General features: G+C 60.6%; 11 protein-coding genes and 2 pseudogenes. 9 read left to right on the plus strand and 4 right to left on the minus strand.

Features of this window, described 5'->3' with window-relative positions; translation table 11 throughout:
- Both AC13CN_RS11955 and merR read right to left on the minus strand, forming a co-directional pair.
- A pseudogene (locus tag AC13CN_RS11955) lies at positions 1 to 268 on the minus strand (ISL3 family transposase); the annotation flags it as partial.
- A gap of 24 nt (positions 269 to 292) precedes the next feature.
- Complete coding sequence (gene merR, locus AC13CN_RS11960; RefSeq protein ID WP_008609174.1) at positions 293 to 748, minus strand: Hg(II)-responsive transcriptional regulator; 456 nt, start codon at positions 746 to 748, stop codon at positions 293 to 295.
- Between the two features lie 71 nt (positions 749 to 819).
- Here merR and AC13CN_RS11965 point away from each other — a divergent pair, with 71 nt between their 5' ends.
- The 8 genes and pseudogenes from AC13CN_RS11965 to AC13CN_RS12000 form a co-directional block, all read left to right on the plus strand.
- Positions 820 to 1,170 (plus strand): mercuric transport protein MerT, encoded by a 351-nt coding sequence (locus AC13CN_RS11965; RefSeq protein ID WP_001294660.1) that lies wholly within the window; start codon positions 820 to 822, stop codon positions 1,168 to 1,170.
- A gap of 15 nt (positions 1,171 to 1,185) precedes the next feature.
- Positions 1,186 to 1,461: a mercury resistance system periplasmic binding protein MerP gene (gene merP / locus AC13CN_RS11970; protein ID WP_054645389.1), complete on the plus strand. Its 276-nt coding sequence runs from the start codon at positions 1,186 to 1,188 to the stop codon at positions 1,459 to 1,461.
- 27 nt (positions 1,462 to 1,488) lie between these two features.
- A complete protein-coding gene (merC, locus tag AC13CN_RS11975) occupies positions 1,489 to 1,911 on the plus strand; it encodes an organomercurial transporter MerC (RefSeq protein ID WP_054641808.1) in 423 nt (140 codons plus the stop codon).
- A gap of 41 nt (positions 1,912 to 1,952) precedes the next feature.
- On the plus strand, positions 1,953 to 3,638 hold the full coding sequence (gene merA, locus AC13CN_RS11980; RefSeq protein WP_062372597.1) for a mercury(II) reductase: 1,686 nt from the start codon (positions 1,953 to 1,955) through the stop codon (positions 3,636 to 3,638).
- Positions 3,639 to 3,655: 17 nt separating this feature from the next.
- Positions 3,656 to 4,006, plus strand: coding sequence for a mercury resistance co-regulator MerD (merD, locus tag AC13CN_RS11985; protein ID WP_054641810.1), 351 nt, complete (start codon positions 3,656 to 3,658; stop codon positions 4,004 to 4,006).
- A 2-nt stretch (positions 4,007 to 4,008) separates the two neighbouring features.
- On the plus strand, positions 4,009 to 4,245 hold the full coding sequence (gene merE, locus AC13CN_RS11990; protein ID WP_054641809.1) for a broad-spectrum mercury transporter MerE: 237 nt from the start codon (positions 4,009 to 4,011) through the stop codon (positions 4,243 to 4,245).
- Entirely contained in the window at positions 4,242 to 5,228 is a 987-nt protein-coding gene (locus AC13CN_RS11995; RefSeq protein WP_062372599.1) for a DUF3330 domain-containing protein, read from the plus strand. Before merE ends, AC13CN_RS11995 begins: the two co-directional genes overlap by 4 nt.
- A 3-nt stretch (positions 5,229 to 5,231) precedes the next feature.
- Positions 5,232 to 7,370, plus strand: a pseudogene (locus AC13CN_RS12000) (Tn3 family transposase); the annotation flags it as partial.
- A 120-nt stretch (positions 7,371 to 7,490) separates the two neighbouring features.
- Here the strand turns inward: AC13CN_RS12000 and lspA are convergent.
- Positions 7,491 to 8,003 carry a signal peptidase II gene (gene lspA / locus AC13CN_RS12005; protein ID WP_483053174.1) on the minus strand — a complete coding sequence of 171 codons (513 nt, stop codon included), beginning with the start codon at positions 8,001 to 8,003 and terminating at the stop codon, positions 7,491 to 7,493.
- A 3-nt stretch (positions 8,004 to 8,006) separates the two neighbouring features.
- On the minus strand, positions 8,007 to 8,903 hold the full coding sequence (locus AC13CN_RS12010) for a cation efflux transmembrane domain-containing protein (RefSeq protein ID WP_483052667.1): 897 nt from the start codon (positions 8,901 to 8,903) through the stop codon (positions 8,007 to 8,009).
- A 95-nt stretch (positions 8,904 to 8,998) separates the two neighbouring features.
- Between AC13CN_RS12010 and cadR the strand changes: the two genes are divergently transcribed.
- A complete protein-coding gene (gene cadR / locus AC13CN_RS12015) occupies positions 8,999 to 9,406 on the plus strand; it encodes a Cd(II)/Pb(II)-responsive transcriptional regulator (RefSeq protein ID WP_004364961.1) in 408 nt (135 codons plus the stop codon).
- The last annotated feature ends 87 nt before the right edge of the window (positions 9,407 to 9,493 follow it).

Here is a 9,493-nt window from a genome sequence, read left to right on the forward strand (position 1 = left end):
TGCGCACTCTCTCTAGGGCATCGTTGGCCATGCGCACCACATGGAACTTATCGACCACGATACGGGCCTGGGGCAGCACAGCCTTGACCGCTGCCCGGTAGGGGTTCCACATGTCCATGCTGACGATCTCGACCTTCTGCCGGTCTTTCAGCTTCATCAGGTAGTTGGTCACCACGTCCTGGCGGCGGGTGGCCAGCAGGTCGAGCAGGGTTCGCTCCTCAATGTTGGTCAGAATGCAGCGGTAGCGCTTGTTCAGGTAGGGGTCGTCTCAGAATTCGGAAAATAAAGCACGCTAAGGCGTAGTCACCCCGTGACTCCCCCGCGCCGATGCAGCGAGCTTCGTTCCGTCTTGCAGTGACACAATCAGCGGGCAGGAAACGTTCCCTTTCCGCGCATGGCAGGCGCACACCAGTTCAGACAGCACGGCCTCCATGCGTGCCAAGTCGGCCATCTTCTCGCGCACATCCTTGAGCTTGTGCTCGGCCAGGCCGCTGGCTTCCTCGCAATGGGTGCCATCCTCCAGCCGCAGTAGCTCGGCGATTTCGTCCAGGCTAAAGCCCAGCCGCTGGGCCGATTTCACGAACCGCACTCGTGTTACATCCGCCTCGCCATAGCGGCGAATGCTGCCATAGGGCTTGTCTGGCTCCGGCAGCAGGCCCTTGCGCTGGTAGAACCGGATGGTCTCCACATTGACCCCGGCCGCCTTGGCAAAAACGCCAATGGTCAGATTCTCAAAATTAATTTGCATATCGCTTGACTCCGTACATAACTACGGAAGTAAGCTTAAGCTATCCAAACCAAATTTGAAAGGACAAGCGTATGTCTGAACCACAAAACGGGCGCGGCGCGCTCTTCGCCGGTGGGCTGGCCGCCATTCTTGCGTCGGCCTGCTGCCTGGGGCCGCTGGTTTTGATCGCCTTGGGGTTCAGCGGGGCATGGATCGGCAACCTGACGGTGCTGGAACCCTATCGCCCGATCTTTATCGGCGCAGCGCTGGTCGCGCTGTTTTTCGCCTGGCGGCGCATCTACCGCCCGGCGCAAGCCTGCAAACCGGGTGAGGTCTGCGCGATTCCCCAAGTGCGAGCTACTTACAAGCTCATTTTCTGGATCGTGGCCGCGCTGGTCCTGGTCGCGCTCGGATTTCCCTACGTCATGCCATTTTTCTATTAATCACAGGAGTTCATCATGAAAAAACTGTTTGCCGCCCTCGCCCTCGCTACTGTTGCTTTTCCTTTGTGGGCCGCGACCCAGACAGTCACGCTGTCCGTACCCGGCATGACCTGCCCCACCTGCCCGATCACCGTCAAAATGGCGATTTCCAGGATTGAAGGCGTTGATAAAGTTGACGTTACCTTCGAACCACGCGAAGCGGTTGTCACCTTCGATGATACCAAGACCAGTGTGCATGAGTTGATCAAGGCCACTGGCGATGCGGGCTACCCGTCCAGCGTCAAGCAGTGAGCCACTGAACCCGAACCTGGGGCGATCATGGGACTGATTACACGCATTGCCGACAAGGCTGGCGCGCTTGGCAGCGTTGTTTCCGCGATGGGATGCGCTGCCTGTTTCCCGGCTATCGCCAGCCTGGGCGCGGCCATCGGCCTTGGCTTTCTACAGGAATACGAAGGGTTGTTTATCTCCAAGCTGCTGCCGCTGTTCGCAGTCGTGGCTTTGCTGGCGAATGCACTGGGCTGGCTGAGTCATCGGCAATGGTACCGCAGCCTGCTCGGGATGGTCGGCCCAGCCATCGTGTTCGCTGGGACGGTCTGGTTGCTTGGTAACTGGTGGACGGCGAGCCTGGTCTATGTCGGCTTGGCGTTCATGGTCGGGGTGTCTATTTGGGATTTTGTCTCGCCTGCGAACCGCCGCTGCGGCCCGGATGGCTGCGAACTACCACTGAAACACGGCTGATGGTCTAAGCCGTCGCCCACACGAAAAATAGGAGTTGTTGCATGACCCATCTAAAAATCACCGGCATGACCTGCGACTCGTGCGCGGTGCATGTCAAGGAAGCGCTGGAAAAAGTGCCCGGCGTGCAGTCGGCGTTGGTGTCCTATCCGAAGGGAACGGCGCAACTCGCCACCCTGTCGGGCACGTCACCGGATGCGCTGACCGCCGCCGTAGCAGGAATTGGCTACCGGGCCACGCTTGCCGATGCCCCGCCCACTTCGACGCCCGGCGGGTTGCTAGGCAAGATGCGCGAGTGGCTGGGCAGCGACGACAAGGCGAACGGCGATGACAATGCACTGCATGTCGCAGTGATCGGTAGCGGCGGGGCCGCAATGGCGGCGGCGCTGAAGGCCGTTGAACAAGGCGCGCACGTGACCCTGATCGAGCGCGGCACCATCGGCGGCACCTGCGTCAATGTGGGCTGCGTGCCGTCCAAAATCATGATTCGCGCCGCCCACATCGCCCATCTGCGCAGGGAAAGCCCGTTCGATGGCGGCATCGCCGCCACACCTCCGGCGATCCTGCGCGAGCGGCTGCTGGCCCAGCAGCAGGCCCGCGTCGATGAACTCCGTCATGCCAAGTACGAGGGCATCCTGGACGGCAACCCGGCCATCACCGTGCTGCGCGGCGAAGCCCGCTTCAAGGACGGCCAGAACCTGACCGTGCGCTTGGATCAAGGCGGCGAACGTGAAGTGGCGTTCGACCGTTGTCTGGTGGCGACTGGCGCCAATCCGGCCATTCCGCCGATTCCCGGCTTGAAGGATACGCCTTACTGGACTTCTACCGAGGCGCTGGTCAGCGACACGATTCCTGAACGGCTGGCCGTGATTGGCTCGTCGGTGGTCGCGCTGGAACTGGCGCAAGCCTTCGCCCGGTTCGGCAGCAAGGTGACGATTCTGGCGCGCAGCACACTGTTTTTCCGGGAAGACCCGGCCATCGGCGAAGCCATCACGGCGGCGTTCCGCGCCGAGGGCATTGAGGTGCTGGAGCACACGCAGGCCAGCCAGGTCGCGCATGAGGACGGCGAGTTCGTGTTGACCACCGCGCACGGCATCGTTGCTGCCGACAAGCTGCTAATCGCCACCGGCCGGACACCGAATACGCGCAGCTTGGCGCTGGACGCGACGGGAGTCACAGTCAATGCGCAAGGGGCCATTGTTATCGACAAGGGCATGCGCACGAGTAGCCCGAACATCTACGCGGCCGGCGACTGCACTGATCAGCCTCAGTTCGTCTATGTGGCGGCAGCGGCCGGCACCCGTGCCGCGATCAATATGACCGGCGGCGACGCGGCCCTCGACCTGACGGCGATGCCGGCGGTCGTATTCACCGATCCGCAAGTGGCGACCGTGGGCTACAGCGAAGCGGAAGCACACCATGACGGCATCGAGACCGACAGCCGACTGCTCACGCTGGATAACGTGCCGCGTGCGCTCGCCAACTTCGACATGCGCGGCTTCATCAAGCTGGTGGCCGACGCCGGCAGCGGGCGCTTGATCGGCGTGCAGGCGGTCGCGCCGGAAGCCGGCGAGCTGATCCAGACGGCGGCCCTGGCAATTCGTAACCGCATGACGGTGCAGGAACTGGCCGACCAGTTGTTCCCCTATCTGACGATGGTCGAGGGATTGAAGCTCGCGGCGCAAACGTTTAACAAGGACGTGAAGCAGCTTTCTTGCTGCGCCGGGTGAGGAAAAGGAGGTGTTCAATGAACGCCTACACGGTGTCCCGACTGGCTGACGATGCCGGCGTGAGCGTGCATGTCGTGCGCGACTACATCGTGCGTGGATTGTTACGGCCGGTGGCGCGTACCGCCGGCGGTTACGGCTTATTCGATGCGGAGGTGTTGCAGCGGTTGTGCTTCGTGCGGGCTGCCTTGGAGGCCGGTGTCGGCCTGGACCTGCTGACGCGCTTGTGTCACGCCCTGGACGCTTCAGACGGCGACGAGGCAGCGGCACGCCTGGCCGACCTGTGCCAGCTCGTCGAACACCGACGCCGGGCGCTGGCGCACCTGGAAGCGCAGTTGACCGCATTGACGCACGAAACATCGGAGATATAGCCATGAACAGCCCGGAGCACGTCCCATCTGAGACACACAAGCCTTTTGCCGGCTACCTGTGGGGCGCGCTGGCGGTGCTCACCTGCCCCTGCCATTTGCCGATTCTTGCCGCTGTGCTCGCCGGTACGACAGCCGGCGCGTTCATCGGGGTGCATTGGGGCGTCGCAGCCGTTGTGCTGACCGGTTTGTTCGTCCTGTCTGTGGCACGGCTGCTGCGCGCCTTCAAGGGAAGATCATGATCGCTTCCCAGCTCATTGAATGGACAGTGACGCAACTGTCACACGCGGTCGAGCGCGGGCAGCTTGATCTGTACTACCAGCCGATTGTCGATCTGCGTAGCGACCAGATTACCGGCGCGGAGGCGCTGTTACGCTGGCGGCACCCGAGCTTGGGGCTGCTGCCACCTGGCCAGTTCATACCGCTGGCCGAGTCGTCCGGTCTGATGCCGGAAATCGGCGCGTGGGTGCTGGGCGAAGCCTGCCGTCAGATGCACGAGTGGCAGGCTCTGGGCTGGCAACCGTTCCGGCTGGCTGTCAATGTTTCGGCGAGCCAGGTAGGGCCGGAGTTCGATGCACAGCTTAAGCGGGTACTGGCTGATACGAATTTACCGGCCGAACGTTTGGAAATTGAGCTGACCGAATCGGTCGCGTTCGGCGATCCGGCTCTGTTCGTCACGTTCGATGCCCTGCGCGCCATCGGCGTACGCTTCGCGGCCGACGACTTCGGCACGGGCTATTCCTGCCTGCAACACCTGAAATGCTGCCCGATTACCACGCTCAAGATCGACCAATCGTTTGTCGCGGGAATCGTGAATGACGCCCGTGACCAGACCATAGTTCGGGCAGTGATCCAGCTCGCGCACGGGCTGGGTATGAGCGTGGTAGCCGAGGGAGCAGAAACGCCGGCCAGTCTCGCGCAGTTGCGGCAAGCGGACTGCGACGCGGTGCAGGGCTTTCTGTTCTCCAAGCCTATGCCGGCGGCGGCATTCGCCGCCTTTGTCAAGCAATGGAGGGGTGCCACCATGAACGTCAACGAACCGACCACCAGTTGCTGCGTGTGCTGCAAGGAAATTCCGCTCGACGCCGCCTTCACCCCGGAAGGGGCCGAATATGTCGAGCATTTCTGCGGACTGGAGTGCTATCAGCGTTTTCAGGCCCGCAGCAAGGCCGTGACGGAAACCAGCGCCGATCCGAACGTCTGCGAGTTGCCGCCGTCAGGATGAGCTATGGCCACCGTCACCGACGAAATCATCGACCTGCACGACCGCATTTTGGGCAAGCTGTTCAACGCCGCCAAGAACAAGCATCAGCAGCAGTTTCAGGCGTCCGGCAAAGCCATCAACGCCAAGGTGCGCCTGTACGGCCGCATCGGCCAGGCGCTGATCGACGCCAAGCAATCGGGCCGCGATCCGTTCGCCGCCATTGAGGCAGTCATGTCCTGGGATGCCTTCGCCGAGAGCGTCACCGAAGCGCAGAAGCTCGCGCAGCCCGATGACTTCGATTTCCTGCACCGTATCGGCGAGAGCTACGCCACCTTGCGCCGCTACGCGCCGGAATTCCTCGACGTGCTCAAACTGCGTGCAGCGCCCGCCGCCAAGGACGTGCTCGATGCCATCGAGGTGCTGCGCGGCATGAACACCGATAACGCCCGCAAGGTGCCAACCGATGCCCCGACCGGCTTCATCAAGCCGCGCTGGCAGAAGCTGGTGATGACCGACGCCGGTATCGACCGGCGCTACTACGAACTGTGCGCCCTGTCGGAGCTGAAGAACTCGCTGCGCTCGGGCGACATCTGGGTGCAGGGGTCGCGCCAGTTCAAGGACTTTGAGGACTACCTGGTTCCGCCCGAGAAGTTCGCCAGCCTCAAGCGGTCCAGCGAATTGCCGCTGGCCGTGGCCACCGATTGCGACCAGTACTTGAGCGAGCGCTTGGAGCTGCTGGAAGCGCAGCTCGCCACGGTCAACCGGATGGCGGCGGCCAACGATCTGCCGGATGCCATCATCACCGAGTCGGGCCTGAAGATCACGCCGCTGGATGCGGCGGTGCCCGACACCGCGCAGGCGTTGATCGACCAGACGGCCATGATCCTGCCGCACGTCAAGATCACCGAACTGTTACTCGAAGTCGATGAGTGGACGGGCTTCACCCGGCACTTCACGCACCTGAAGTCGGGCGACCTTGCCAAGGACAAGAACCTGCTGCTTACCACCATCCTGGCCGACGCGATCAACCTCGGCCTGACCAAGATGGCCGAGTCCTGCCCCGGCATGACCTACGCCAAGCTCGCCTGGCTGCAAGCCTGGCATACCCGCGACGAAACCTACTCGACGGCGCTGGCTGAATTGGTGAACACCCAATTTCGACATCCCTTCGCCGAGCACTGGGGCGACGGCACTACGTCATCGTCGGACGGCCAGAACTTCCGAACCGGGAGCAAGGCCGAGAGTACCGGCCACATCAACCCGAAATATGGCAGCAGCCCTGGGCGAACCTTCTACACCCACATTTCCGACCAGTACGCGCCGTTTCACACCAAGGTGGTCAATGTCGGCGTGCGCGACTCGACCTATGTGCTCGACGGCCTGCTGTACCACGAGTCTGACCTGCGCATCGAGGAGCACTACACCGATACGGCAGGATTCACCGATCATGTGTTTGGCCTGATGCACCTGCTGGGCTTCCGCTTTGCGCCGCGCATCCGCGACCTGGGCGACACCAAGCTGTTCATCCCCAAGGGCGATACTGCCTACAACGCGCTCAAGCCGATGATTAGCAGCGACAGACTGAACATCAAGCAGATACGCGCCCATTGGGACGAAATTCTGCGGCTGGCCACGTCGATCAAGCAGGGCACGGTGACGGCCTCGCTGATGCTGCGCAAGCTCGGCAGCTACCCGCGCCAGAACGGTCTGGCCGTGGCGCTGCGAGAGCTGGGCCGCATCGAACGCACGTTGTTCATCCTGGATTGGCTGCAAAGCGTGGAACTGCGCCGCCGCGTGCATGCCGGGTTGAACAAGGGCGAAGCCCGCAACGCGCTGGCCCGCGCCGTGTTCTTCAACCGCCTTGGCGAAATCCGCGACCGCAGTTTCGAGCAGCAGCGCTACCGAGCTAGCGGCCTTAACCTGGTGACAGCGGCTGTCGTGTTGTGGAACACGGTCTACCTGGAGCGCGCAGCGCATGCGCTGCGCGGCAACGGGCATGCCGTCGATGAGGCGCTGTTGCAGTACCTGTCGCCGCTCGGCTGGGAGCACATCAACCTGACCGGTGACTACCTGTGGCGCAGCAGCGCCAAGATCGGCGCGGGCAAGTTCAGGCCGCTACGTCCGCTCCAACCGGCTTGGCGTGCTTTATTTTCCGTTTTCTGAAGCGACCCCCACCTGGAAGTGCATTTCGTCGTCGGTTGATTTGCAGCCCAGTACTTGGTATTGCGGCAGGTGAAGGATGTTGTCGGGAAGTTCGGTCATGGTGTTGTATAGGCGTAGGTGTCAGTCAGATCCATCCGGCTCGGCATTGGTGTTTGCTTTTTTACCCAACAAGCTGCTGGAAACGAAAAGTAAGGCACCGAGGACAATTGCAATATCAGCCAGGTTGAAGGCCGGCCAATGCCAGTCTCGCCAATAGAAATCAAAGGAATCCACAACATAGCCGCGAAAGACCCGGTCAATCAGGTTGCCCATGGCGCCACCGAGGATAAGACTGTAAGCGATGGCTTCTCCTTTATGACGATTTTCAAGGATCAGCTTGATCAGAAAAATCGAGACCACTACCGCGATTCCGATAAAAAAGTAGCGCTGCCAGCCTCCACCATTCGCAAAAAGACTAAATGCGGCACCGGTGTTCCATAGGTGCACCCAGTTAAAGAACGGGGTCACCGAAACATACTCGCCATAGGCCATTGATTGCTGCACCAGCCACTTTACAGCCTGATCAGACGCTGCCAGCAGGCCCGATATGGACAATAGGGCATATGGCGAGAGCTTTTTGCCCATAATGAGCATTATTTAACCCTTGAGCGCCAGAATGCGCCTGGCACCGTTAAGCACGACGAGCCCCGCGATGGTGCCGATAATCAGATCCGGATAATTGGAACCGGTCCACGCGACCAGGGCGCCGGCGGTGATGACCCCCAGGTTGATCACCACGTCGTTGGCCGAGAATATCCAGCTTGCCTTCATGTGCGCCCCGCCTTCCCGATGTTTGGATATGAGCAGCAGACAACTGGTATTGGCAATCAATGCGACGAATGCGATAGCCATCATCACCAGCGATTCAGGCTCACTACCGAATACAAAGCGTCTCACCACCTCTACGAGCACGCCCACAGCCAAGATCAGTTGCAGTACACCAGCAAGATGCGCGGCACGTAGCTGCATTTTCACGCTATGTCCAACCGCATAAAGGGCAAGCCCGTACACCGCCGCATCAGCAAAATTGTCCAGGGACTCTGCAATGAGGCCAGTTGACTGAGCCATCAGACCGGCAGTCATTTCCACCACGAACAGAAGTGCATTGATGCCGAGCAACCAGCGCAGGGTCCCGGATTCTTGCTTAGCAGAAGCTGCCGAAAACTCGGCGGCCTTGATGGTCTCCGGATTTGCAGCGACGGTTTCCTGAAGCGAGGCGCCTAGCCCCAAGGTCTTCAGTTTCGAGGTGACGGGCTCGACCTCGCCGTCATGCACGACCTTCAGCCGGCGGTTCGACAAGTCGAAGGACAGCGCCCGAATCTCCTCAAAGCCGTTCAGGGCTAGGCGAATCATTCGTTCTTCTGATGGACAGTCCATCTTCGGCACGGCATAAACACTGACCCATCTCCCTGGCGCCTCGGAGGAGGCCTGTATATCGGTATCCGCTGCGGACGTTGCATCACCGCCACAGGCGCCACCACAGGATTTGCTCATGATACGACTCCACTTGAACAATGTTGTGGTACCATTTAAAACTATAAAGCTACTATAAGGTCAATAGAGTAAAGAATCCGTTGGGGAGGAGGCTGATGCGCATTGGTCAGTTGGCGCAGTTGGTAGGGGTCGAAACACAGACGATCCGCTTCTATGAACAGCAGGGCTTGTTGCCGCCGCCTGATCGGCAGGACAACGGTTACCGTGTCTATACCGAGAAGCATGGTGAGGGGCTGGCCTTCATCCGTCGCTGCAGAATCCTGGGCCTGTCACTGGCTGAGATTCACGAACTACAGAGCTATCAGGACGACCCTCATCAGCCTTGTACCGCCGTCAACGCCTTGCTCGATGATCACATCTCTCATGTGCGGTCGCAGATAACCGCTCTGCAAGCGCTTGAGAAACAACTCGTTTCACTGAGAGCGAGTTGCAACGATGACCGGGAAGTTGAGGCGTGTGGGGTTCTTGCTGGAATTAGCGAAGGAAACATGCACCAGCAGTAGGTGAAGCATCAACCAGATAATCCGATGAGATGCCGGTCTGTCTCACTCTCATGCAAAGGTAAGATCAACCATTTAATCCGCTTACCC

It is taken from the genome of Vreelandella sp. L-25, assembly GCF_056857535.1.